At 63.0% G+C, this 23,606-nt stretch carries 28 protein-coding genes; 13 read left to right on the plus strand and 15 right to left on the minus strand.

Going from position 1 to position 23,606, the window contains the following annotated elements; all coding sequences use genetic code 11:
* Positions 1 to 181: 181 nt before the first annotated feature.
* From cobA to ACFFUC_RS01050, 5 genes are all read left to right on the plus strand, one after another.
* The gene (gene cobA, locus ACFFUC_RS01030; protein WP_377682704.1) at positions 182 to 988 is read left to right on the plus strand and encodes a uroporphyrinogen-III C-methyltransferase; all 807 of its coding nucleotides are present in this window, start codon (positions 182 to 184) and stop codon (positions 986 to 988) included.
* Positions 989 to 1,059: 71 nt separating this feature from the next.
* A complete protein-coding gene (locus ACFFUC_RS01035) occupies positions 1,060 to 1,572 on the plus strand; it encodes a DUF2478 domain-containing protein (RefSeq protein ID WP_377682705.1) in 513 nt (170 codons plus the stop codon).
* Between the two features lie 10 nt (positions 1,573 to 1,582).
* Complete coding sequence (locus tag ACFFUC_RS01040) at positions 1,583 to 1,879, plus strand: sulfurtransferase TusA family protein (RefSeq protein ID WP_377682707.1); 297 nt, start codon at positions 1,583 to 1,585, stop codon at positions 1,877 to 1,879.
* Positions 1,879 to 2,808, plus strand: coding sequence for an AEC family transporter (locus ACFFUC_RS01045; RefSeq protein WP_377682709.1), 930 nt, complete (start codon positions 1,879 to 1,881; stop codon positions 2,806 to 2,808). The genes ACFFUC_RS01040 and ACFFUC_RS01045 overlap by 1 nt, the downstream gene beginning before the upstream one ends.
* A 3-nt stretch (positions 2,809 to 2,811) precedes the next feature.
* Positions 2,812 to 3,609: a crotonase/enoyl-CoA hydratase family protein gene (locus ACFFUC_RS01050; protein WP_377682711.1), complete on the plus strand. Its 798-nt coding sequence runs from the start codon at positions 2,812 to 2,814 to the stop codon at positions 3,607 to 3,609.
* 6 nt (positions 3,610 to 3,615) lie between these two features.
* Here ACFFUC_RS01050 and ACFFUC_RS01055 read toward each other — a convergent pair whose 3' ends face one another.
* The 14 genes from ACFFUC_RS01055 to ACFFUC_RS01120 form a co-directional block, all read right to left on the minus strand.
* Positions 3,616 to 3,948: a DUF2794 domain-containing protein gene (locus ACFFUC_RS01055; protein WP_377682713.1), complete on the minus strand. Its 333-nt coding sequence runs from the start codon at positions 3,946 to 3,948 to the stop codon at positions 3,616 to 3,618.
* 93 nt (positions 3,949 to 4,041) lie between these two features.
* Positions 4,042 to 4,320, minus strand: coding sequence for an I78 family peptidase inhibitor (locus ACFFUC_RS01060; RefSeq protein WP_377682715.1), 279 nt, complete (start codon positions 4,318 to 4,320; stop codon positions 4,042 to 4,044).
* A gap of 15 nt (positions 4,321 to 4,335) precedes the next feature.
* On the minus strand, positions 4,336 to 4,671 hold the full coding sequence (locus tag ACFFUC_RS01065; RefSeq protein WP_377682717.1) for an I78 family peptidase inhibitor: 336 nt from the start codon (positions 4,669 to 4,671) through the stop codon (positions 4,336 to 4,338).
* 193 nt (positions 4,672 to 4,864) lie between these two features.
* Positions 4,865 to 5,500 carry a TetR/AcrR family transcriptional regulator gene (locus ACFFUC_RS01070; protein ID WP_377682718.1) on the minus strand — a complete coding sequence of 212 codons (636 nt, stop codon included), beginning with the start codon at positions 5,498 to 5,500 and terminating at the stop codon, positions 4,865 to 4,867.
* Positions 5,501 to 6,137: 637 nt separating this feature from the next.
* Positions 6,138 to 6,518 (minus strand): hypothetical protein, encoded by a 381-nt coding sequence (locus ACFFUC_RS01075; RefSeq protein ID WP_377682720.1) that lies wholly within the window; start codon positions 6,516 to 6,518, stop codon positions 6,138 to 6,140.
* Entirely contained in the window at positions 6,515 to 7,624 is a 1,110-nt protein-coding gene (gene flhB / locus ACFFUC_RS01080) for a flagellar type III secretion system protein FlhB (RefSeq protein ID WP_377682721.1), read from the minus strand. Before flhB ends, ACFFUC_RS01075 begins: the two co-directional genes overlap by 4 nt.
* Complete coding sequence (locus ACFFUC_RS01085) at positions 7,624 to 8,376, minus strand: flagellar biosynthetic protein FliR (protein WP_377682723.1); 753 nt, start codon at positions 8,374 to 8,376, stop codon at positions 7,624 to 7,626. Before ACFFUC_RS01085 ends, flhB begins: the two co-directional genes overlap by 1 nt.
* The gene (locus ACFFUC_RS01090) at positions 8,373 to 9,437 is read right to left on the minus strand and encodes an FHIPEP family type III secretion protein (RefSeq protein ID WP_377682725.1); all 1,065 of its coding nucleotides are present in this window, start codon (positions 9,435 to 9,437) and stop codon (positions 8,373 to 8,375) included. The genes ACFFUC_RS01085 and ACFFUC_RS01090 overlap by 4 nt, the downstream gene beginning before the upstream one ends.
* Positions 9,343 to 10,452 (minus strand): FHIPEP family type III secretion protein, encoded by a 1,110-nt coding sequence (locus ACFFUC_RS01095; protein WP_377682728.1) that lies wholly within the window; start codon positions 10,450 to 10,452, stop codon positions 9,343 to 9,345. The genes ACFFUC_RS01090 and ACFFUC_RS01095 overlap by 95 nt, the downstream gene beginning before the upstream one ends.
* Positions 10,445 to 10,723 carry a hypothetical protein gene (locus ACFFUC_RS01100; protein ID WP_377682730.1) on the minus strand — a complete coding sequence of 93 codons (279 nt, stop codon included), beginning with the start codon at positions 10,721 to 10,723 and terminating at the stop codon, positions 10,445 to 10,447. Before ACFFUC_RS01100 ends, ACFFUC_RS01095 begins: the two co-directional genes overlap by 8 nt.
* The gene (gene motA, locus ACFFUC_RS01105) at positions 10,720 to 11,586 is read right to left on the minus strand and encodes a flagellar motor stator protein MotA (RefSeq protein ID WP_377682732.1); all 867 of its coding nucleotides are present in this window, start codon (positions 11,584 to 11,586) and stop codon (positions 10,720 to 10,722) included. Before motA ends, ACFFUC_RS01100 begins: the two co-directional genes overlap by 4 nt.
* A gap of 9 nt (positions 11,587 to 11,595) precedes the next feature.
* Positions 11,596 to 12,138: a MotE family protein gene (locus ACFFUC_RS01110; RefSeq protein ID WP_377682734.1), complete on the minus strand. Its 543-nt coding sequence runs from the start codon at positions 12,136 to 12,138 to the stop codon at positions 11,596 to 11,598.
* Complete coding sequence (locus tag ACFFUC_RS01115) at positions 12,131 to 12,478, minus strand: hypothetical protein (protein WP_377682735.1); 348 nt, start codon at positions 12,476 to 12,478, stop codon at positions 12,131 to 12,133. Before ACFFUC_RS01115 ends, ACFFUC_RS01110 begins: the two co-directional genes overlap by 8 nt.
* Positions 12,475 to 12,954: a flagellar basal body-associated FliL family protein gene (locus ACFFUC_RS01120; protein WP_377682737.1), complete on the minus strand. Its 480-nt coding sequence runs from the start codon at positions 12,952 to 12,954 to the stop codon at positions 12,475 to 12,477. The genes ACFFUC_RS01115 and ACFFUC_RS01120 overlap by 4 nt, the downstream gene beginning before the upstream one ends.
* Before the next feature lie 133 nt (positions 12,955 to 13,087).
* Here ACFFUC_RS01120 and fliF point away from each other — a divergent pair, with 133 nt between their 5' ends.
* The 4 genes from fliF (at position 13,088) to fliP (ending at position 16,180) form a co-directional block, all read left to right on the plus strand.
* On the plus strand, positions 13,088 to 14,656 hold the full coding sequence (gene fliF / locus ACFFUC_RS01125; protein ID WP_377682739.1) for a flagellar basal-body MS-ring/collar protein FliF: 1,569 nt from the start codon (positions 13,088 to 13,090) through the stop codon (positions 14,654 to 14,656).
* A complete protein-coding gene (locus tag ACFFUC_RS01130; RefSeq protein WP_377682741.1) occupies positions 14,653 to 15,213 on the plus strand; it encodes a hypothetical protein in 561 nt (186 codons plus the stop codon). The genes fliF and ACFFUC_RS01130 overlap by 4 nt, the downstream gene beginning before the upstream one ends.
* Complete coding sequence (locus tag ACFFUC_RS01135; protein ID WP_377682743.1) at positions 15,210 to 15,467, plus strand: FliM/FliN family flagellar motor switch protein; 258 nt, start codon at positions 15,210 to 15,212, stop codon at positions 15,465 to 15,467. Before ACFFUC_RS01130 ends, ACFFUC_RS01135 begins: the two co-directional genes overlap by 4 nt.
* A 65-nt stretch (positions 15,468 to 15,532) precedes the next feature.
* Entirely contained in the window at positions 15,533 to 16,180 is a 648-nt protein-coding gene (gene fliP, locus ACFFUC_RS01140) for a flagellar type III secretion system pore protein FliP (RefSeq protein WP_377682745.1), read from the plus strand.
* A gap of 39 nt (positions 16,181 to 16,219) precedes the next feature.
* Here fliP and ACFFUC_RS01145 read toward each other — a convergent pair whose 3' ends face one another.
* A complete protein-coding gene (locus ACFFUC_RS01145; protein WP_377682747.1) occupies positions 16,220 to 16,999 on the minus strand; it encodes a hormone-sensitive lipase in 780 nt (259 codons plus the stop codon).
* A gap of 57 nt (positions 17,000 to 17,056) precedes the next feature.
* Here ACFFUC_RS01145 and ACFFUC_RS01150 point away from each other — a divergent pair, with 57 nt between their 5' ends.
* The 4 genes from ACFFUC_RS01150 to ACFFUC_RS01165 all read left to right on the plus strand — a co-directional run bounded on the left by ACFFUC_RS01150 (position 17,057) and on the right by ACFFUC_RS01165 (position 23,606).
* Positions 17,057 to 18,223 carry an aminotransferase class V-fold PLP-dependent enzyme gene (locus tag ACFFUC_RS01150; protein WP_377682750.1) on the plus strand — a complete coding sequence of 389 codons (1,167 nt, stop codon included), beginning with the start codon at positions 17,057 to 17,059 and terminating at the stop codon, positions 18,221 to 18,223.
* Positions 18,224 to 18,304: 81 nt separating this feature from the next.
* Positions 18,305 to 19,366 (plus strand): efflux RND transporter periplasmic adaptor subunit, encoded by a 1,062-nt coding sequence (locus tag ACFFUC_RS01155; protein WP_377682752.1) that lies wholly within the window; start codon positions 18,305 to 18,307, stop codon positions 19,364 to 19,366.
* Positions 19,363 to 20,529 carry an efflux RND transporter periplasmic adaptor subunit gene (locus ACFFUC_RS01160; protein ID WP_377682754.1) on the plus strand — a complete coding sequence of 389 codons (1,167 nt, stop codon included), beginning with the start codon at positions 19,363 to 19,365 and terminating at the stop codon, positions 20,527 to 20,529. Before ACFFUC_RS01155 ends, ACFFUC_RS01160 begins: the two co-directional genes overlap by 4 nt.
* A complete protein-coding gene (locus ACFFUC_RS01165; protein ID WP_377682756.1) occupies positions 20,526 to 23,606 on the plus strand; it encodes an efflux RND transporter permease subunit in 3,081 nt (1,026 codons plus the stop codon). The genes ACFFUC_RS01160 and ACFFUC_RS01165 overlap by 4 nt, the downstream gene beginning before the upstream one ends.

Consider the following 23,606-nt stretch of genomic DNA (forward strand, 5'->3'; position numbering starts at 1 on the left):
AGCCGGAGCGGGCAAGCGGCAGGCGGGCATGTCCTGACGGTTCTGCAAGCCTTCCTTGCCCGCATTGCAAGGCGGGCCGCGCGTCTGGTCCCGTCCTTGTCCCGCCCCTTGCCCCCGCGCTTGATCGGGTACCGGCGCGAGGGGCCTTGCATCACCGCGCCATTTCGATCACGGATTTGGCATGAGCACAACGCCCCCCTCTGCGCCCACTTCTGCGCCCGCATCCGCCCCCGCGACGGGGTTCGTTTCGTTCGTATCCTCGGGTCCGGCGGATCCCGAGCTTCTGACCGTGCGCGCCGTCAAACGCCTCGAAGCAGCCGAGGTCGTTCTCTACGACGCTTTGGCCGCCGGTCCGATCCTTGAGCTCGCGGGCGCGAATGCCGAACAGATCAGCGTCGGCAAGCGCGCCGGACGTCCCTCGACGAGGCAGGAGGAGGTCAACGCCCTTCTGGTCGAACACGCCCGCAACGGCCGGCGCGTGGTGCGGCTGAAATCGGGCGATGCGGGGATCTTCGGCCGCCTCGAAGAGGAAATCGCGGCGCTTTTGGAGGCCGGCATCCCCTTCGAGATCGTGCCGGGCGTGCCTTCGGCGCTGGCGGCGGCGGCGGCGGCGGGCATTCCGCTGACGCGCCGTCTGACCGCGCGGCGCCTGCAGTTCATCACCGGCGCGGATGTGACCGGCGGCCTGCCCGAGGATCAGAACTGGGCCGCGCTCACCGATCCCCATGCGACCACGGTGGTCTTCATGGGCCAGCGCAACTTCCCCGCCCTTGCCCGCGAACTGGTCGCGCGCGGCCTGTGCGCCGCCACCCCCGCCCTTCTGGCCGAGGCCGTGGGCCACCCCCATCAGCGCATGATCCGCACCTCGGTCGAGGAACTGGCCGCACTTTTGGAACGCGAAGGGCCGAGCCCTCATCCCGCGCTGATCTTTTACGGACCTTTGGCCGAGCTTCCCCCGCAGGGCGCGCGGTTGCACTCGCCCCTCTAGGGCCTATTCTGTCGCCACACGACAGCACAAGAATTCCGCCGCAGAGGCGACAGCAGCAAAAGGGGCCGGATATGCTCGGTTACATCTCGATGAACGGCAGCCCCGGCGAGGCCGACATGCTGCTGACCGCTCTTGCCGCGGATCTCGGCCAACGCGGCGTGCGGCTGGCGGGGGCGGTGCAGAGCAATATCGACCTCGGCCCCGATTGCAGCTGCGAGATGGAGCTGCGCATTCTGGGCGATCACGGCCCGACCGTGCGGATCTCGCAAAATCTCGGATCGGGTTCCGAAGGCTGCCGCCTCGATGCGGGCGCGCTGGAGACGGCGGTGGCGCGGGTGCAATCCGTGCTGGCCGCAGGGGCCGATCTGGTCATCCTCAACAAATTCGCCAAACAAGAGGCCTTCGGGCGCGGTTTTCGCGATGTCATTGCCGCGGCGCTTGAACAGGGCGTGCCGGTCCTGACCTATGTCCCCGAGGGCTACGAGGCCGCCTTTACCGAATTCGCCGGCGATTTCGCCGAAAAGCTCGATCATGCCGGTGCCGGTGCCTGGTGCGCCGCGGTGCTCGACGGCAAAGCCGCATGAGCACGCAGGCATGAGCATCGAGATCGACGCACGCGGCCTGCTATGCCCACTGCCCGTGTTGCGGTTGCGCAAAGTGCTGCTCGCCCAGCCCGAAGGCGGCGTGGTGCGGCTTTTGGCGACCGATCCCGTCGCGGTGATCGATGTCCCGCATTTTTGCAGCGAAGGCGGCCACCAGCTGCTCGGCAGCCGCCCGCTCGAGGGGGGCACAACCGAATATACCGTCGCGCGCGGCCCCGAAACGGCGCCGCGACCTAGCGCGGCATTACCCCCGATCCATCCTGATGCCGGCAAAGAACCGACCGCCTGATGCTTGCGATTTTTCTCAAAACCTTGCCGTTCTTCGCGCTGATCGGGCTGGGCTGGTTCGCCGGACGGATCAGGTTTTTCCCGCAGGACGCCACCGCCTGGCTCACGAAATTCGTCTTCTACTTCGCTTTGCCCGCGATGCTTTTCCGCTTTGCAGGCTCGCTCCATATCGCCGAACTCTTCGATTTGCGCCTCGTTCTGGCCTATCTTCTGGGCTCGACGCTGGTTTGGGCGGCGGGCTTTTTCGTCGCGCGCGCACGCAAACTCCCGCTCGCCGAATGCGCGATGGAGGCCCATGCGGGCATGACCGGCAATACCGGATTTCTCGGCATTCCGATGCTGCTGGTCCTGTTCGGCGAGCGCGCCATCGGGCCGATCATGCTGCTGCTGACCATCGACATGATCGTCTATTCGACGCTGGTCACCCTGATCGTGACGGCGGCCAAACACGGGCGGGTAACGCTGGCGATCGTGCCGCAACTGCTGCTGGGCATCATCCGCAACCCGATGATCGCGGCAATGATTGCGGGGCTGCTCTGGTCGGCATTCGGCCTGACCTTCGCGGCCCCCCTCGACGAATTTCTTGCCATGTTGGGTGCCGCCGCCACCCCGGGCGCGCTTTTCGCCATCGGCGCGAGCCTTGCCGGAAAATCGGCCGAACGGCTTGGCCCCGCGATCTGGCTGAGCTTCGCCAAACTGGTGCTGCATCCGCTGGCTGTGGGCATCGCGGCCTTGGCGATCTTCAAGGTCGATCCCTTTTCGGCAGGCGTGATGATTTCGGCCGCCGCGCTGCCTGTGGCCGGAAATGTCTATATTCTGGCGCAGCATTTCGGGATCGCTGTGCAGAGGGTCTCGACCGCGATCCTGATCTCGACCGCGATCAGCATCGCCTCGATCCCCGCCGTCATTCATTGGATCACCCAAGGATAAAGCATGAAGAAACTTTCGGATCTGGCGCTCGAGAACCTTTTGCTCGAAGTCGATGCCGACGGCATTGCCACCGTCACGCTCAACCGTCCCGCCAAGCGCAATGCGCTGGATTCCACGACGATCGAAGAGCTGATCGAGGTCTTTTCGCTGCTCCCCCGCGCCGGTGCCCGCGCCGTCGTGCTGCGCGCGAACGGCGATCATTTCTGCGCCGGCCTCGATCTGGTCGAGCATTACAACGAGGGCCGCAGCGCTGCCGATTTCATGCATCTCTGCCTGCGCTGGCACGAGGCGTTCAATAAAATGGAATATGGCGGCGTCCCGATTTTCGCAGCGCTCAAGGGCGCGGTCGTGGGCGGCGGGCTCGAGCTCGCCTCCTCCGCCCATGTCCGCATCATGGACGAGGACACCTATTTCGGCCTGCCCGAAGGCCAGCGCGGCCTGTTCACCGGCGGCGGCGCGACGATCCGCGTGGCCGGTCTGATCGGCAAGGCGCGGATGATCGACATGATGCTGACGGGGCGGCTTTATAGCGGAGACGAGGCGGTCTCGGTCGGGCTGGCGCAATACCGCGTCAAGGATGCCGAGGCCAAAGCCTACGAACTGGCGCGCGCGGCGGCCCGGAACCCGCCCCTGTCGAATTTCGCGATCTGCTCGGCGATCTCGCATATGCAGAACATGTCGGCGCTTGACGCATCCTATGCGGAATCGGTGGTCGCAGGGGTGGTGAACACGCAAGAGGCCGCGCGCGAGCGTCTGGCCGCCTTCGCCAAAGGCACCGCTGCCAAGGTCAAGCCCGACTAGGCGGCGCTATTCGACCGCGCGGATCAGCTTGCGTTCCAGCACGCGAAGCACCGCGCGCAAATCATGGCCGCGTTTGAGGATGCGGCCATCCATCCCGATCACCGCATAAATCCCCTGCGCCGCCCGAAGCTTGGGGCGCTTTTCGATGCGGTAAAGCGGATGTTCGGTCGCCCGCCGGAAAATCGAGAAAATCGCGACATCGCGCAGGAACGACATGCCGTAATCGCGCCACTCGCCCGCCGCGACCATGCGGCCGTAAACCGACAGGATCACACCCAATTCGCCGCGGTCAAAAACCACGCGGTCGAAATCGGACGAGGGGTTCTGCATGGTCGACATGACCAAATGGTGACAGCCCCGACGCAGCTAATCAACAGGAAAGGGCGGCCTAAGCCGCCCCAAACCATCCGTCCCGTGCGAAGGCCGCGTGCCTCAGTAGCAGGCGACCTTCTCGACCTTGCCGCTTGCGTTGATCTCGATATTGAGGCGATCGACGCGGTAATCGGCCGTCACCGGCATGTTCGGACGCAGAATGCGCGTGCCCGAGGCAAAGCTCATGCGCTCGACCGCGGCGGCAGGCTGACCGATCAGCCCCTGCAGCTTCGCCGCACCGCATGCATCCGAAGCGGCAGGCGGCGTTACCGCAGGCACATCCGTCTGGACGCAGGCGGCAAGCGCCAAAGCAGGGGCCAGAACCATCCAAGGCTTCATCGCGCGCACTCCCGATCAACCGCAGTCGATATTGTAGATATTGCCGGCCTGATCGAGGCGGAACACGATGCGCAACGGATCATATTCCTGCGGCTCGATGCCGCGATATTCGACGACGCGGAAGCTGCGGGTCACGCCGAGGGTCGGAATGACGCTGCCGGGCTGACCCAGCGCCGAGGTGTAGTCTTTGGCGTGGCAGGCATCGGGCTCGCGCGATTCGAGGCCGCTGATCCCCGCGACAGGCGTGAGGACCGGGGTCGGCGCCATCACTTCGGGGGCAATTTGCTGCGGAGCCGGTGCGCAGGCTGCCAGCGGCGCAACCGCCATCAATGCAATGAGAAATTTGTTCATTCTGGACTGTCCATTTCGCGAACGGGTGAGTTGCGCCTTTTATAGAATGTCGCAATCGGGCTGAGAACCCGCAATGCATTGCCGACCTTCAACGCCCCGTCATTGTGACCGGATAACCGCAGCATTTCCGCGAAAACCGGCAAGGCGCGCCTGCGACCCGAGCGCCGGCCGCGCAGGCCCGTTCTTCCCCGTTTCAGGCGATCTCGCGCGTGCCCTGCGGGGCGTAGCGCGACAAAAACATCTGCACCGCGCCCTGATTGACGCGCCGGAGATGCTCCTTGTCGACCGCCTCGGGCCCGAGCAAAGCGGCGCGGTCCTGAATCGAGGCGCATGACAGTTCGATCAGCTGGTCGGCAGCCAGTTCGAAATCGGTGATATCGAGCTCTCCGCGCGCGACGCAGCGCCGGAAATAGCTGCTCAACTGGGCGCGCAGCTGGCCCGGCCCCGCTTCGTAATATTCCTGCGCCAGAGCCGGAAAGCGCTCCGCCTCGCCGATACTGACTCGGTAGACGCGGATGCCCAGCTCCGAGACGACATAGGCCGAGATCTTCTGGACGATGAACGGAAGGACCTGCCCGACCGGCAGATCAACTTCAAGAAATGCGCTGGTATCGGTCGCGTCATGAACCAGCTCGGCGCGAAAGACCTCGATGAACATCAGGCGTTTGTCGGGGAAATAGCTATAGAGCGTCGCCTTCGAGACCCCCGCCTCGCGCGCGATCTCGTCCACGCTCGCCCCCTCGAAACCATCGCGTAAAAACACGGTCCGCGCCCCTTTGAGAACCTGCGTAAATTTCCGTCCGCGCGTCACCGGCAGTACCTTTGGCATCGAAAACAACCTCCGCTCAATAAAAACTCAAACAATCCATCTGCCCTGATCCGCAGTCATACAAATCGACATATTGGATGCGTATCCCCCAATTCGGACGGGCATCCTCCGCCTCGCCGCAGCACGGCGGACGCTGGTTCGGGACAAAGCCGCGCAAGAAGATAAAATGGACATATAAAACAATGCCCCCTTTTGGTTCCTTCCGGTCCGGTATTCGAGAGGCAAAGCCGACCCCCCGTCCGCAAGTCCGCCAAACCAGCAAAATTTGAGCGTAAAGCCGCTCATCTTCGGGGTGACGCTACGGAAATTGCGCGCGGAGAGAGACCAACGCCACCCCGTTTCACCCCGATTTTCGCCGTTTCAACGAACCATCCGCGAATCGCTCACCGGAAATCGGGAAAAGCGGGGAGTCGATCGGGCAAGCGATGCCCTGCCGGGTGAACCCGGCGATCCGGCCCAAGGCCCAAGAGAGAAGTCACCTCGTTCGGCGAGCATGCCACATCGTTTTCACGGCGCGCGCTGCGTCGCTAAGGGCGCTTGATCCACGAGAGAGCGTTTCCGGAGGGACATACACCTTGCTTCTCCGCGCCATCGGCCTCCCTACCGCTTGGCTTTCCCGCCGGACCGCCCTGCCGATCTAAGAACGGCGCGATTCTTCGAGGCGCTCCTCTTGTTGCTGGTTGCGCCCGATCTGGCGGATCACCTCGGCCCGCCCGAATTCGCGTATGGCGGCCTGCCGCGCCTGCTCGAACCGCGGCAGGATCTGCGTCAGGCTCGCCTTTTCCTGATCGAGCGCTCCGACCTGGGCCACCGTCATCGCATTGGTCAGCCGCGCCTGAGCCACGGTAAAGGCCTCGGGGTTGTCATAAAGCGCCTGCAAGCGCTCCTCCATCACGGCGATCCGGCTGCGGCTCGCCTCGACATGGGCGCGGAATGCCGAAAAGCGCCGCATTTCGAGATCGGATTTCAGCTGCGCCAAACGGCCGAGCTTTCCAAGCGTCCCGCGATCCTGCCTCATGGTTTCTTCCGTCCCTTCGGCGGGGGCGCATTGCCCCAGCCCTCGCGCACCTTGCGGCGGACATGCTCGGAATAGCGGATCGCCGCGGCCACGGCGGCAAAATGATCGACGTTGATCTCCTCGCCGATCTTGACCGTGGCATGCAGCGCGCGCGCCGCCGGTGGGTCCGACCAAAGCGGGACGTTGTGTTCGGCCGCGCGCTCGCGGATGCGTCGCGCGATCTCGTCCACCCCCTTGGCCAGACAGACCGGCGCCACGCCCGATCCACGTTTCCACTGCAGCGCGACCGCGTAATGGGTCGGGTTGACGATCACCACATCGGCCTTTTGTACGTCGTCGAGCATCCGGTTCATGATCATGTCGACGCCGCGCTGCCGTCGCGCCGCTTTGAAATGGGGATCGCCCTCGCTGTGCTTGTGCTCGTCCACCATCTCCTTGCGCGACATCCGGTTGCGCTTGCGGTAATCGAGGTGCTTCCAGAACAGATCGACCCCCGCAAAAACCACGGAAACCCCCAAAGCGAGATAGATGGTGCGCTGCAGGATCAGGGTCATGCCCTCGACCCATTGCCAGTCGGCCATGAAATTTGCATTGAGCAGCATTGCCATCAGCGACCGGAACAAAAGCACGCCTCCGACGCTCACCAGTGCGACCTTGCCCAAAGAGATCGCAAAGTTCACGAGGCCGCTTTTCCAGAACTTCTGCCCCGCATTCTTGATCGGGTTGAGCCGTTTGAAATCAAAGGCGACTTTTTTCGGTGTAAAGGTAAACGAGCGCTGCGCGATCTGGCCCAGCAAAACGCAAAGCCCCATCAAGGCAATCGCGGCGCAGGTTGCCAAAGTCGCATGCAGGAAAATCGCCCGCCCCTGATCCAGCACATCCTGCCCCGCCTGCTCGGGCCAAGGCTCGTCACCTAAAAGCCGCGCGGCCTTGGTCACCCAAGAGGGAACGGCAATCGCACCCAGAGCGGCAAACGCCCCCCAAAGGCCGAGATACATCAAGGCGGAGTTCAACTCGAGCGATCGGGGAACGTCGCCCTCGTCCCGCGCTTGGCGCAGCTTTTGCTCGGTGGCGTCGAACTGCTTGTCGTCGTTATCCTCCTCCATCACAGCCCCGGCAGAATGAGGCTCATGAGATGCTCGGACCAGACCGAGAGGATCGCGGGAACCAGCAGGCTCAACGCAACAAGCGCCATGAGGATGGCCGCCGGCGCACCGATGAAGACAACCGGCAGGGCCGGCATGACCTTGCTGATGACGCCGGAGAGCGCCTGAAAGAGTAGGCCGCCCAGGATGAAGGGCGCCGCCAGAACCATCGCCAGCCCGAAGCTTTTAAGAATGATCGCGACGACCGCGGGAAGAAGGACCGCACTATCGGCCCATGCCCCCAGACCGCGCAGAGTAAAGCTGTCGCCCAGAATGTCGCAAACCAGCAGCGGAAAGCCCAGAGCCATCAGCAAGGCGGCGCCCGCCAAATGCAGCAGGTTTCCGATCGGATGGGGCGCGAATTCATTCGTCACCCCCATGATTTGCGACAAGCATGCCGTCGTCGCAATTGTCGAAGCGGCCACGTCCAGGGACAAGGCCGCAAGCCGCACAATCATCCCGAGGGCAAGGCCGGTCACCGCCTCGGCGCCCGCCGCAAGGGCCAATGTGACCGGTTCCGCCCCGATCAAGCCGGCGGGCGGCACCTCGGGCAGAAACAAGGGGGTGAGCCCCATCGCCAAGGCGATCTTCAGCCGTGCCGGCATCAGCCTTTCGGCAAAAACCGGCATGGCAAGCAGACAGGCCTGCACACGGCAATAAACCAGAGCCGCCGCAATAACCGTGACTATGGGGGCCCCCGTGAGGTCGATCATGCGGCGACGGTTCCCAAAACGCGGATATTGGCGCTCGGGTCGATCTCGTCGAGCCCCATCACCGGCACCGTTACATCCGAGGTCTCCAGCATCGAGCGCACCAACCGCCGCCTGTGATCGGCCACAGCGAGAACCGGCGCCGCAGTCGAGCCGGCACTGCCGAGCGCAAGCTTGACCGCATCCGAGAGCCTGCGCTGCATCTGCAGGACGGGCAATTGGCTCTGCCGGCCAGCCTCGGATTCGGTGCGCAGGAACTCAGCCTCCCATTGCGGATGCAGCTGGATGATGTCGAGCTGCCCCTCTGAATTGGCATATTGTTCGGTGATCTGGCCGCGCAGCCTGCGGCGGACCATTTCGTAGATCATCGTCGGGTTTTCCGCCCCCTTCGTCTCCTGGATCGCATCGACGATCAACATGAGGTTGCGGATCGAGTGTTTCTCCGCGAGCAGGGCGCGCAAAACCGAAAGCAGCAGCTCGGGCGAGACCTTGTCGGGGATCATGCTGTCGAAAAAGCGCTGGTTGACCATCGCCCGCTTTTCGTCCGAGACCTGACGCAGCTCCTGCATCAGGCGCTGCAGGCCGGAAAGCGTCAACAGATTGGGCAGGCTGTTCTTGACGATCTCGAGAAGATGGGTCGAAAGCACCTCCATCGGCGTGACAACGGTCGCACCAAGCACGGCGGCTTCGTCCTGAAGCTCCTCATCGATCCATTTCGCGGGCGTGCCGTAAACCGGCTCGGTGATCTGGGTGCCTGGCAAATCGGCCAGAACCTCGTCGCTGCCCAAGGCCAGCACATCCTGCGCAACCAAACTGCCGCGCCCGCGGATCACGCCATGCACCCGAATAACGTAATCCCCGCCGAGAAACTCCTTGCTGTCGGTGATGCGGACCTCCGGCAGAATGACCCCGAAACTGCGCGCGATATGGAGCCGCAGATTGGTAATCCTGCTCCCCAGCCCCCGCGTTTCACTGAGCGCACTCGCAACAAGAAGCGGGCTGATCTCGACGCTGATTTCGTCCATGTCCAGCACATCGCCGATATGGGTTTCGCGACTTGGCAACTCCGGCTCGATCTCGTCGTCGCCGGACTGGAGCTCGGATTCGCCCGACTTTCCATGTGCGTAATAGGCAACGCCCCCCCAGAACCGCCGCAAGGAACAGAAAAATCATGCCCGGCATGCCGGGGATAAGAGCCATGACCGCAAGCCCGAGGCCCACAATCGCCAAGGCCTGCCAGTTTCGCCCGACCTGTTGCGACAACATATCGGCGGTATTGCCGGCCGCACCACCGCGCGACAGCAACAAAGCCGCGGCCATCGAGGTGATCAGCGCCGGAATCTGCGCGACCAGCCCGTCACCAATCGTCAGATGCGAATAGGTCGACAAAGCATCCGAGGCGGGCATGCCATGTACCAAAATCCCGACGGCCAAACCGACAATCAGGTTGATCATCGTGATCACCAGACCGGCAATCGCATCGCCTTTGACGAATTTCGACGCACCATCCAGCGAGCCGTAAAAGCTGATCTCGCGTTGCTCGTTGACACGCCGCCGCTTGGCCTCCTCGTGATCGATCGCGCCCGAGTTGAGATCCCCGTCAATCGCCAGCTGCTTGCCCGGCAGCGAATCCAGAGCAAAACGCGCAGAAACCTCGGCCATCCGGCCCGAACCCTTGGTGATCACCATGAAGTTCACCACGGAGATCACGGCGAAAACCGTCAAGCCGATGAGCAAGGACCCGCCCGCCACGAATTGCGCAAAGCCGCTGATGACATGGCCGGCCGCATCCTTGCCCTTGTCGCCCTCGGTCAGGATCAGCCGCGTCGAAGAAACGGTCAGCGACAGACGGATGAGCAGGGACACGAGCAGAAGCACGGGAAAGGCCTGAAAGTCGGTAGGCTTTTCCACCAACGAGGCCACCACGAGGATCAGCATCGCGGTCGCGATTGAAAAGGCGAAACCGGCATCGAGCAGAATAGCAGGCATCGGTACGACCATGGACATCACGATCATCACCAGCACTGCGGTGATGATCAGGGGCCGCATTCCGGCAAAGGCGCTCATGGCACTACTCATCGCGGGCTCCCTGAGTCTCCGTCGCAGGTCCAAGAATTCGGTCCGCCTGCCAGACGGGGCCCCGCATCATCCCCGAACGGCGCAGGATGATGAGCACCTCCAAACGGTCGGCGGGCGGCAAATCCCTGATCCGCTGCTCGGTTTCGGCCGCAAGCTCTGCGCCATCGCGCAAACGGTCGAGCGCATCGCGGACAATGGCCTCCTTTGCGGACGGCGCCTCGGCCTGCACCGTTGATGCGGCCAGTAGCGGCGCGAAAATGAGTGCGATCATCCCACCCTCTTGATCTCGCGAAGTGCGGTTTCAACGCTGACGAAAGAAGGCCGGAGGTGGCTCGGCGTGGCTTGGCGACCAACTTCGACACACAGGTTGGTGGCATGCTGATGAAGAGCCGCAATCAGGGCGGCCTTGATCACATCAAGAAAGGACTGGTCCTGTTTGACCACGCTGGTCAAACGCTGCGCCAAAGGCGCGACCAGGCCGTAAGCCAGAAACACGCCCAGAAAAGTACCGACCAACGCCCCGCCAATCATCTTGCCCAAAACCTCCGGAGGCTGGTCGATCGAAGCCATGGTCTTCACGACCCCCAGAACCGCGGCGACAATGCCCAATGCCGGCAAGGCATCCGCGAGGTTTTGCAGCGCGTGGGGAACGTGCAAAGCCTCCTCCTTCATGAGACCGATGCGGCGCGAAAGCATCTCTTCGACCTGATAGGGGTCGTCGTAATTCAGGCTGGCCGAGCGCAGGGTATCCGTGACCAGCTCGACCGCTTCGTGATCGGCGAGGATGCGCGGATAGGCTTGAAAAATCGGGGAACTTTCGGGGTTCTCGATATGCTCTTCGAGTTCGACTGGACTGTTTCGCGCCAACCGGAGAAGTTGAAACAGCAGGCAAAGAATATCCTGATAATCGGCCTCGGTCCACTTTCCGCCTTTGAAAACCCGCCCGATACCGGAAACGGTATGTTTGATCGTGCCGCCATCATTCGACAATGCATAAGCCCCTGCGGCGGCTCCACCAATCATCATCATTTCAAAGGGAAGCGAATGCAGGATGACGCCCATCTTCCCGCCCGCCAGAATATATCCGCCAAAAACCATAATAAAAGTCAAAGCGATGCCGATGACGCCAATCATTGCGGGATCCTATTTCTCTCGGGCACGTCGGGCACCCATATATGTCGTTAAAACCGCCGCCTGAGCCGGGTCGACAGAGGCGATTATTCTTGCCCCGTTTTCAGGTTGGACGCGCATCAGGATTTCCGCCGCAAACTCGGGCGGCAAATTCGAGAGAACCGTTGCCGCCTGATCCGGCTTCATTTGATCGTAAACCGCTATCAAACGATCAACATCTTCCGTCACGCCCTTCGAAGCGTCGGTCGCATTGTTTTTCGAAAACTCTTTGGACTTCTTTATCTCGGCCAAACGCTGGGTCAGCTCTGCCTCTGCTGCCGCGACTTCAGCTTTTTTGCTCTCGATATCTTGCAAATAGCGCTCGATCCGGAGCGAACGCTCTTGCAATGTCTGAGCAAGAACCACCGCCTCGGGTACATCATCGCAGCCTTTAAGCAGCTCGGCCGGAGCGGCGAAAGCAGTCAGGCGGCCGGAGCCCAGAGCCAGGATTGCGGCCTGCGCGCCTGCAAGCAAAAGCAAGCTTCCACCCAGCGCCGGAAGGATATGTTTACGCATCATTGCCCTCCGTCTGCCGCATGCGGCGCCGCTTGGTCGTCAGAAGCTTGCCTTCGCGTAGCGGAGCAAATTTCTGTTGGAGCACCCAATAGGCTTTTTCCTGCTTGGCGCGCTCGATTTCCTCGGAAAGTCCGGCTGTCGCCTTCAAGGCCTCGCTTCGCGCGGAGAGAATGGATTTCTCCAAGCGCGCGATCTCGCCGATCAAAACCGCAATTGCACCGCCAATTCCGCTTTCAAGGTTGTTCAGACGTCGAAGCTTTCGGGTAAGGGAAAAGCAAAATCCGGAAAGCAGAAAGCAGGCGACGAAAAGAAGAATCTCGACAAAATGAAGGGTCATCATTGAATTCGAAACTCCGTGATAAGAATGTCATTGAATGCGCCCTCCCCCAAAATGAAGGTCAGGCGTGTCGAGAGTTCGTTGCGCACGACATCGATGATCCCCTTCTTTTCGAAGGCCAAAGGGTCAATCTCCGACAAGAACCCGTTGAACGCATCCAGAATACGCGGCTGAAGAAATTCGATCTGCGCCACATTTTCCGGCTTTGCCGCGACTTTCACCGCCAAAGCCAAAGTGCGCGATTTCGGACCCGACAGGGTCAGAGCTATTTGAGGAAGGTCGACGAACACATAGTCGGAAACGAAAGCGATTTCTTTGGGATCTTTTTTTTCCATTAGAGAAAGCGGCGAGAACACTCCGAAGAAACCCAACGAGACTCCGGCAAAAAGGGCCAGAAGAGGCACCACGAGAATCAGAAGGCGCCCGCGTTTCTTTGGCGCATCTCCGGCCCCATCCATATCCGCAACATCGCTCATCATGATTCTCCTTTTGATGGGCCATGCTTAGCAGGGATCGGCTAACCGATTATTAATCGCGATCGGGCATTCTTGCTTAAACGACGAACAATCGACCGATTCGAGAGGCCCCGGTTTGCTAAAATTGCAGGAATTTTTGCGTACTCAGACCTTGAGGCAAAAGGCTACGATGGCCGGAGCATTCCTGGTCACCTTCATGGGCATACTCGCATTCGCCTGGTTCGCGAATCGCCCGAATATGGCACTGCTTTATTCGGGTCTGGACCCTTCGCAGTCCGGCGGGGTGATCGATGCCATTTCGCAATCGGGCGCCATCTACGAGATACGCGGCGATTCGATCTGGGTGGAACAGCCGCGGCGCGACGAGCTCAGGATGACGCTTGCGGGTCAAGGGCTGCCTTCGACGGGCAGCAGCGGCTACGAGCTTCTGGACGGCATGTCCGGTTTCGGCACCACCTCCCAGATGTTCGACGCCGCCTATTGGCGCGCCAAAGAGGGCGAGCTGTCGCGCACCATTCTGGCCCTGCCGAATGTGAAAACGGCGCGCGTCCATCTCGCGGTACCCGGCGGGCGTGGCTATCGCCAGGAAGCAAAGGCCTCGGCCTCTGTCACGTTAACCACGAATGGGGCCGCCATTACGCCCACGCAGGCGCGTGCGCTACGCTACCTTGTGTCGTCGGGCGTCCCCGGCATGTCGAATGAACAGGTCACGGTGATCGACAGCGAGCGCGGCGTGATCGCCTCGAGCGATGAAATGGCAAGCGAAAATCGGGAAACCGACATGAAGCGCAATGTCGAACGCATTCTCGAAGCGCATGTCGGTTCCGGAAATGCGGTGGTCGAGCTGCATCTCGATACAGTGACCGAGGCGGAGCTTTTGACCGAGCAGCGCTTTGATCCGCAAGAGCGCGCCCTCATCTCGGAAGAAAACGAAGAGAGCACGGACGAAAGCTCGAATGCTGCGGCCGGTCCGGTAACTGCCGCGTCGAACCTCCCCGAGGGCCAGAACAACAGCGACAGCCAGAACCGTTCCTCACGCGCCGAGACCCGCCAGCGCTCGAATTTCGAGGTCAGCCGCGTTACGCGCGAGGTCCGCAAACAGCCCGGAGACATCCGTCGCCTCAGCGTTGCCGTTCTGGTTAACGGCACGACCCAGACCAGCGAAGCGGGCGAAACCACCATCGTCCCGCGTCCGGAGGCAGAGCTCGCCACCATCCGTGAGCTTGTCGCCTCGGCGGTCGGCTTCGACGAAGCGAGGGGCGACCAGATTACGGTCAAATCCCTTAACTTCGTAGGCTTCGGCTCCGAAGGTACCGCCGTCGCCCCGACCCTCGTGGAAAGGCTTGAGGTGAACGCCCTCGCGCGGATCGCCTTGATCGGGATCTTCGCTCTGGCGCTGGTCCTCTTCATTTTCCGCCCGATCCTCAAGGCAAGGTTGGCGGGGGGCGCGGCAACGCTGGACAGCAGCCTTCCACTGCCGGCTGCCCTTGCATCGTCCGAGCCAGAAGGCGTGGGATTCACCACGAGTTTCGATGATGATTCCGTGCCCGACATCTCGATGGCGATCCCGGAATTCGACTTCGTCCCGATCGAAGGCCCTCCGCCGGATCCGGTCGCGAGGCTGCGTGAGCTGATGAAATCACGACAGGAAGAAAGCCTAAAAATCCTCTCGAGCTGGATCGAGAAGAAGGAGGACGCCCTTTGAGCGCGGCCGCACTGAAACTGGATTGCTTCTCCCGTCCCGAACCCGAGCTCCAACCGCCTGAGCCGGACGATAGCGCGGCCGCATTCGAGCGGGGCTACGCGACAGGGTTCGAGGCCGCCCAAAGCCTGATCGCAGAAAATCTTGCCCGCCAACTCGGGCAGTTGGGCGAGCAGCTTGAGCAGGAGCGGCAGGACGATCTGCGCAGGCGTCGCGATATCCTTGGCGCGATCACCCCGCTTCTGGGCGGCATCATCGACGTGCTCGGACCGGCCGGTGCGCGTGACCAGCTTGGCGCGATGCTGACGACCGAGCTCGCACGGCTGGTGGAATCGGCGCCGCTCAAACGCTGTACGATCCGGTGCCACAGCGAATTCGAAGACACCGTCCAGGCCCATGCCGAAAGCTACGACGGAAAAATGCTGCGCATCGAATCCGGCCCCGACTTCGAGGGCGTCGAACTCTCGGTCGACGGCGGCATCATCGTCTTCGACCCGCGTTTCGCCACCAACAAGATCAAATCGATGATCGAAAACCTACTGTGCGGAGCAGAGCCATGAACGACCACGCAAGCCTTATCGCTACGGACCATATTCAGGTCGAGGTGACCATCCGGCTCGGCGGAACGAAAATGTCCGTCGCAGAAATCGCGCGGCTGCGGCCCGACGACATCGTCACGCTGAACCAAAGCATGACCGAGGGGGTCGAGCTTTGCATCGGCGACAAGGTCATCGCGCGCGGCGAACTGACTGCGGTCGAAGGCGAGGATGACCGCCTCTCGGTGCGCATCCTCGGGGCGGCGCAAGAAACGTGAAAACCCGCATTCTCCTTGCAATCGCGGCCCTGAGTCTTTTGCCCGCTTCGGGCTTCGCTCAGGATATGGCCGATCTGGACGCGGTCACCAACGGAATCGGCCGCAACGCCATCGGGATGATGGTGCTGTTGACGGCCCTATCACTCGCCCCCGGCATTGCCATCACCGTGACCTGCTTTCCCTTTATCGTGACGGTTCTGTCGATCCTGCGCCAATCGATCGGACTGCAGCAATCGCCGCCAAACATGCTCATCGTCAGCCTGTCGATCTTCCTGACATGGTTCATCATGGATCCGGTCCTGAGCGAGGCCTGGCGTGTTGCTGCCGTCCCCCTGCGCGACGGGCAGATCACCCTCGAGGAGGCCATTGCCCGCGGCATCCCGCCCTTCCGCCACTTCATGGAGCTGCGGACCAATCCCGAAACTCTGGCGCATTTCTCCGAGATCGCGCCTGCTCGGATCGACAATCCCGACAGCCTGTCGATCCTGATCCCGTCCTTCATGATCAGCGAAATCCAGCGCGCTTTCGAGATCGGCTTTCTGATCGCCCTGCCCTTTCTCATCATCGACCTCGTTGTGTCGGCGGTGCTGATGTCGATGGGCATGATGATGGTTCCGCCAGCGGTCGTGTCGCTGCCGTTCAAGCTGGCCTTTTTCGTAGTCGTCGACGGCTGGGAGATGATCGCGGGCGCTTTGGTGCGCAGCTATCAGTGACCGGACGCGGATCAGACACGCGAGCGGACCCGCGTTTGGCTATGCGCCGATCAGATGATGCCAGATGGGGTGGTGGGGATTGGTCAGCGCCTCGATGACGTCGAAATGATGGCGCGCGTCTTCTTGCTCAAGGGCGATCCTTGCGCCGGTTTCCTGCCATGCCGCGACAAAAGCACGGCTTTGGCGAATGAACTCGGGCCGTTCTTCGGCTCCGACCCAGACGGTTGTCGCGACATCCGGACGTGGCCGCGAAAGAATCGGGGATTCCGCCCGCGCCTCTGCCTCGTCGAGGCGAAGCACCTCGCGCATGGAGGTGCGCAAGAGCGGTCTCAGATCGAATATTCCCGAGATCGGCACGCAGGCAGTGATCCTCTCATGGACCTGCGCCGGCAAGGGGCTGTCCTGACAGATCATCCGCACTGCCAGATGCCCGCCCGCCGAATGCCCGCTGAGCGCAATCGGCCCCGCGACCTGCGCCGCGACCCGTGAAATCGCGCGACCGACTTCTGCGGTGATCTCCGAAATCCTGACCGCTGGCGCGAGACGATAGGACGGCACCGCCACCGCCCACCCCTGCGCAATCGCCCCCTGCGCGAGATGGGACCAATCCGCTCGACCCGTCTCCATCCAGTAGCCGCCGTGAATGAAGACCATCAAGCCTTTCGCCGGTGCCGGGGGCAAAAAGACATCGCTGCCGTCCACATCAAGCGGCGGGTGTTTCAGCCGAAACGCCGTGGCCGCTTGCGACCAGAGGGCAGGATATTCCCCGCCACGCGGAATATATCTCGTATTTTCGTAATCCTCGTCCAATTCCGACATTCTTCACCTTTTGCCTCTAAGGTTCAGAGAGAAGCCGCTTTGGTCAAGAGCCTGACGATGACTGAATTTCCTTCGACCCGCGCGGCCTTTCTGATACCGCCCGGGCAATGCTACCTCGACGGTGCCACCTTCGGCCTGATGCCGAAGAACGCGCCCGAACAGGTACAGGCCGCGATGGTGCAACTGTGGTCGGGGGCCGCCAACCATCTGCGTTGCGACACGGTCTGGCACGCCCTGCCCGACCGGATCAGCGCAAGGATCGCGCGGCTGATCGGTGGCGCGCCATCAGAGGTTCTGATCGGGGAAACCCTGTCGATTCAGGTATTTCAGGCGCTGTCTTCCGCGCTGTCGCTCTGTTCGGGGGCACCGCGCAGGATCATTTTGACCGACAACAGCATCGCGCAATCCGACCTCCATGTGCTTCAGGCACACGCCCGAACGCTCGGCTGCAGCCTGCGCGTGGTCGAGCCCGAGCAGATTTGCTATGCTCTGGGCGAAGATGTCGCGGTGCTTTTAATGGCCGAAGTCGACCGCCGCACCGGCAAAAGGCGCGACCTGCCCTGCCTGACGCGACTCGCGCATGACGCGGGGGCCCTGACGGTCTGGGATCTGTCTCATTCCGTAGGGGCAAGCCCGATCGATCTGACCTCGGCCTGCGCGGATTTCGCCGTCGGCGGCACGCATAAATACCTCAACGGCGGGCCGGGCGCTCCCGCCTTCATCTGGGTCGCGCCGCGTTTCGCCGAGCGGATCACTCCGGCGTTGCAGGGCGGCATGGGTCGGCACGGCTCTTGTGGCCCGCCGGAGCATCAGGACCGCGACAAAGGGATCGAGCGGCTGCGTATCGGGGCGACCTCGCTCCTCGGGCTGGTCGCGCTTGATACGGCAATGGCGGTCTGGGAGGAGGTTGAACCGGCGACGCTTTTCCGCGCGGGAGGGGCGCTGACCGGCGCGCTGATCGAAGGGGTGGCCCGACATTGCCCCGAGCTGATGATCGCCACCCCGCGCGAGGCGGGCCGACGGGGCGCGCATGTGAGCCTCAACCATCCCTCCGCCGCCGCGATCGCCCAAGCGCTGGCGGCAGAGAATATCATTGTCGGTCTTTGTCCGCCCAATATCCTGCGCATTGCCTTTGCCCCACTTTACAATAATCTCGCGGAGGTCGAACGGGTGGTTGACGCACTCGCTCGTGCCGTGAGGGCAAACCCCTCCGGTCCGCCCTGAAACGCGCGCTGGCCCTGCGCGAACAATCGGCATCGGCCGTCCGAACGTCCGGCCCGAAGCCGTCAGCCAAGGAAAGGCAGAATGCATTTGTCAAAAAAGCTGCCCCTGGCTTTCTCTACTTTCCTTGCGGCTGCACCGGCCTTGGCCCAGACGCCTTTGCCCGTCGAATACGTCACCGCTGCCGAAACCGTTCTGACCTTCGACACGGCGCTGACCGGCTCGATTGCAGCGCGCGACACGATCAATATCGGCTTCAAACAGGGCGGCCGCATTATCGAGGTCGCGGTCAAAGAGGGCGACAAGGTCGCCCGGGGGCAAGAGCTTGCCCGCACCGATCCCACCCAGCAAGAGCAGTCGCTGATGGTGGCGCGCGCCAAGCTGGCCACCGCTGCGGCCCAGCGCGATCAGGCGCGCCAGACGCAGACTCGGGCCGAGGGGCTGCTCGAAGCCGGTGTCGGCACGCGCGCGAGCCTTGATAACGCGCTCCAACAGGTTTCCGCCGCCGAAGGCGCGGTGACCCAAGCCCGCACCGCGCTTGATCAGGCCGAGCGCGCCGTGGCGGATACGACCCTGATCTCTCCGGCCGATGCCATCGTCATATCCAGAAAGGGCGAAGTCGGGCAAATTGTCGGCGCGGCCCAGCCGGTCATCGCGATTGCCCGCACCGAAGGGATCGAGGCCGTGTTCCAGACCCCCGATCTGCCCCATCTCAAGGATGCGATCGGGCTCAGGATCTCCCTGCGCGGCCTTGATACCCGCCTGCCCGCGATGGAGGCCACGATCCGCGAGATCTCGCCCCTCGTCGATCCCCATACCGGCGCGGTCACGGTGCGCGCCACGATCAAGAACGCACCCGCCGACGTGGCCTTGCTGGGCGCTGCGGTGAGCGGGACGGTCCATTTTCCCGTCGGACGCGGCATCGCTTTGCCCTGGACCGCTTTGACCTCGGATAGCGCGGGGCCGGCGGTCTGGCTCATCGGCGAGGATATGACCGCGCGGCTGGTGCCGATCACCATTGCGCGCTTCACCACCGATTCCGTCATCGTCGCCTCGGGCGTCAACGTGGGCGATCGCGTAATCGGCACCGGCTCGCATCTCGTCTATCCCGGCCTCAAGGTCGCCCCAGAGGAGGTCGCGCCATGAAAACTCGCCCCTGCCCAAGCCGCACCGCACCTGCCTTTCTGCTTGTCGCGCTGGTCTTTGCAACGCCTGCTCTCGCATTCCACTGGCCGTGGCAAAGCGCATCCCGCCCCGAGGTTGCCATGCCGCCCCACCCCGTCGTCAGCATTATCACCGGTGACCAGCCGCCCGAGGCGCGTTCGGTTCCCGGTGTGGTTGCGGCGCGCTACGAGGTCGATCTCGGCTTTCAAACCCTCGGCCGTCTGGTCGATCGTCCCGTCGATATCGGCGATGTCGTCAGCGCGGGGCAAAGTCTCGCCGCGCTCAACCCCGAGGATTTGCAGGGCAATGTCGATGCCGCCCGCGCCGCGCTCGATGCGGCCGAGGTGCAGCTTCGCACCGCACGCGCCACCGCCGACCGCACGCGGGAGCTCGCGCGCCGCAATGTCGCCTCGGTCGCGGTGCTCGAACAGGCCGAAACCGCGCTGACCGCCGCCGAAGCCGCCTATGAACAGGCCGGATCCGAGCTGGTCCGCGCCCGCGACGCCCGCAGTTTCGCGACAATCAACGCGCCTTTTGCAGGCGTGATCAGCGACGTCTACGAAGACACCGGCGCCATCGTCGCCCCCGGTGCGCCGGTTCTCAAGATCTCGGCCGATTCCGAGCTCGAGGCGATGATCGATCTGCCCGGAGCCTCGAGCGCAACCGCGAAGGTCGGCGATGCCTACGAGGTCTGGGTGGACGGCATGACGGCAGAAACGCTCACGGCCGAGATCCGCGTGATCGAGCCGGTGGCCGATCCCGTAACCCGCACCCGCCGCATCCGGCTCACGCTGGCGCATTCGGACGATCTTCGCATCGGCACGTTGATCCGCGCCCGCCCGGCAGTCACGCGCGCGCCGGTCCTCACCGTTCCCGAACAGGCGATCGTGATGCGCGACGCGGTCCCCCATGTCTGGGTGGTGTCGCGACCAGAAGCCGCGGAGGCCTTCGTCTCGCTGCGTGCCATCCGAACCGGGGAATCCACCGTCGCCGACCCCTTGATCACCGAACCGTTCCCCGCGGAGCCCGTCACCAACCAGCCCGTCATCGTCACCTCGGGGCTCGAGGCGGGCGAAGAAATCGTCACCCGCGGCATCCATTCGCTTGCCGAAGGCCAGCCTGTCGGAAGAAGTGTCGCCCCATGACCCCCAAGACTCCCTCCGGCTTCAATCTCTCCGATTGGGCGCTTCATCACCGCTCTCTGGTCTGGTTCCTGCTGATCATTTCGATGATTGCCGGCACGCTCAGCTATATGCGCCTCGGGCGCGAGGAGGATCCGAATTTCGCGATCAAGGTCATGGTGATCTCGGCCTCCCTGCCCGGCGCCACGATCGAGGATACGCTCAATCAGGTCACCAAACGCGTCGAGACCAAGCTCGAGGAACTCGACCGGCTGAAATTCACCCGCTCCGTCACCATGCCGGGGATCGCGGTGGTCTATGTCGAGCTGGAAGACAGCGTGCGCGGCGACGATGTCGGCGAGACATGGCAACGCCTCCGCTTCATGATGAATGACATCCGTCCGGAATTTCCCCGCGAATTCCAAGGCTTCGCCTTCAACGACGATTTCGGCGACGTCTACGGCAATATCTATGCCTTCACTTCCGACGGCTTTTCGAAACGCGAGATGCACGACCGCGTCGAGGATATCCGCAAGCAGGTCCAGGCCCTGCCCGATGCCGGAAAAACCGTACTTCTGGGGGTCCAGAAAGAGGAAATCCATCTCGAGTTTTCAACCGCGCGGCTGGCCTCGCTCGGGTTGAACCAGAACCAGGTCATCCAGTCGCTGGCCACCCAGAACGCCATCGCGCCCTCGGGCGTCATCCAAACCGGCGCCGAGCAGGTGCTGGTGCGGGTCAGCGGGCAATTCTACAACGCCTCCGCCATTGCCGATGTCAATCTGCGGGTCGGAGACCGCTTCTTCAACCTCGCCGATGTGGCGCGTGTAAGGCGCGGCTATCAGGACCCGCCCGAGCAGGTCTTCCGCTACAAGGGACAAGAGGCGATCGGGCTCCAGATCGGGATGCGTCAGGGCGGCAACATTCTGGCCTTCGGGCAAGAGGTCGACGCGCTGATGGACAAGATCACGCGCGATCTGCCGGTCGGCATCACCATGGTCAAATTCGCCGACCAGCCCCATGTCGTCAAAGAGGCGGTCGGCCATTTCGTGCAGGCCCTCGCCGAGGCGGTGGCGATCGTGCTTCTGGTCAGCTTCGTCAGCCTCGGCCTGCGCGCGGGCTTTGTCGTGACGCTGACCATTCCGCTCGTGCTGGCGATCACCTTCGTCATCATGGATTACCTCGGGATCACGCTGCAGCGGATCTCGCTCGGGGCGCTGATCATCGCGCTGGGGCTCTTGGTCGACGACGCCATGATCGCGATCGAGACCATGATTGCCCGGCTTGAAGCGGGCGACAGCCTTGGCCGCGCGGCCAGCTACGCCTGGTCCTCGATCGCTTTCCCGATGCTCTCGGGGACGTTGGTGACGGTCGCGGGCTTCATTCCGATCGGACTCAACTCCTCGATGGCGGGCGAGTTCACCTTTTCGCTTTTCGTCGTCATCGCGGTCTCGCTTTTGGTCAGCTGGGTGGTGGCGGTTCTGTTTGCACCGCTTCTGGGCGTGACCTTCCTGACCACGAAAATCGCGCGCCACAGCGAAACGCCCGGCCGGCTGCGGCGCGGGTTCCAATGGCTTTTGCTGCATGCGATGCGCTTCAAATGGGCGACGATCATCGTGACCATGGCATTGTTCGCGACCTCGGTCTGGGGGCTGCGCTTTGTCGAGCAGCAGTTTTTCCCCAGCTCCGACCGCACCGAGCTTCTGGTCGATGTGACCGAGCGCGCCAATGCCTCGATCGGCAAGACAACCGCCGATATCGACCGGCTCGAGGCCTTCATCGCCGCCAATGACGAGGCGGTTTTCTGGACGAGCTATATCGGACGCGGCGCGCCGCGCTTTGTTCTGGCGCTGGATCTGCCGACGCCGGGGCCGCATATGGGCCAGATCCTGATCCAGACCAGCGACCTTGCCGCCCGCGACCGGCTTCAGGCCAAGTTGCGCGGCTTTGCCGAGACCGAGATGATCGGGACCGACATCTATGTCAAAACCCTCGAGCTCGGTCCGCCGGTCGGGCGTCCGGTGCAATATCGCGTCTCGGCGAAATCGGTGCCCGAGGCGCGCGATGCCGCGCGCGGCCTCGCCGCGATTCTGGCCGCGGAGCCCAAACTCGACAGCGTCGCGATGGATTGGAACGAGCCCGCGCGCATGATCCGGCTGGTCGTGAACATGGACAAGGCACGCCAGCTCGGCATCACCAACGAGGATATTTCGAGCGCGCTTGCCGCCGTATTTTCGGGGGTGACGATCACGCAGATCCGCGACGGGACCTTCCTCGTCAATGTCACCGCGCGAGGGCAAGATACCGATCGCCACGCGCTGGAATCGATCCGCGACCTCCAGCTTTCCACGCCCAGCGGCTCGCCCATTCCGCTGGCGGCGCTGGTCACGCTGGAATACGGGACCGAGCAGCCGCTGATCATGCAGCGCGACGGGCGGCCGACGGTCACGGTCATGGCGGGGGTCGCAGGCAGCGACCAGCCCGCGACCCTGGTCGCCGCGCTGGCCGGACGCGTCGCCGCCTATCAGGCCGGTCTGCCCGCCGATGTCTCGATCGCGGTCGGCGGCTCGGTCGAAAGCTCGGCCGATAGCCAAGCCCCGATCGCGGCCGTGGTTCCGGTGATGCTTCTGGTCATGGCGACGCTCGTGATGATCCAGATGCAGAGCTTCCGCCTCAGCCTCATCGTCTTTGCGGCGGCTCCGCTCGGACTGATCGGCGTGGTGGCGACGCTGGTGCCTTTCGGCGTGCCGATGGGTTTTGTCGCGATCTTGGGGATCTTGGCGCTGATCGGCATTCTGATCCGCAACTCGATCATCCTCGTGCATGAAATCGAGGTGCTTCTCGCTGCCGGACAAACGCGCTGGGAGGCGGTCTTTCACGCCTCGGACAGCCGCGCGCGCCCGATCCTGCTGACGGCGGCGGCGGCCTCTTTCGCGCTGATCCCGATTTCGCGGCAGGTGTTCTGGGGGCCGATGGCCTTTGCGATGATGGGCGGTATCGTTGCGGGAACGCTGGTCACGCTGGTCTTCGTACCCGCGCTTTACTGCGCGGTCTTCGGGGTCAAGCCGCCCGCCAAAGACCCATCCGGGCCCGTTGCAGCCTGA

Source organism: Paracoccus cavernae (genome assembly GCF_042430175.1).
Lineage (GTDB): Bacteria > Pseudomonadota > Alphaproteobacteria > Rhodobacterales > Rhodobacteraceae > Paracoccus > Paracoccus cavernae.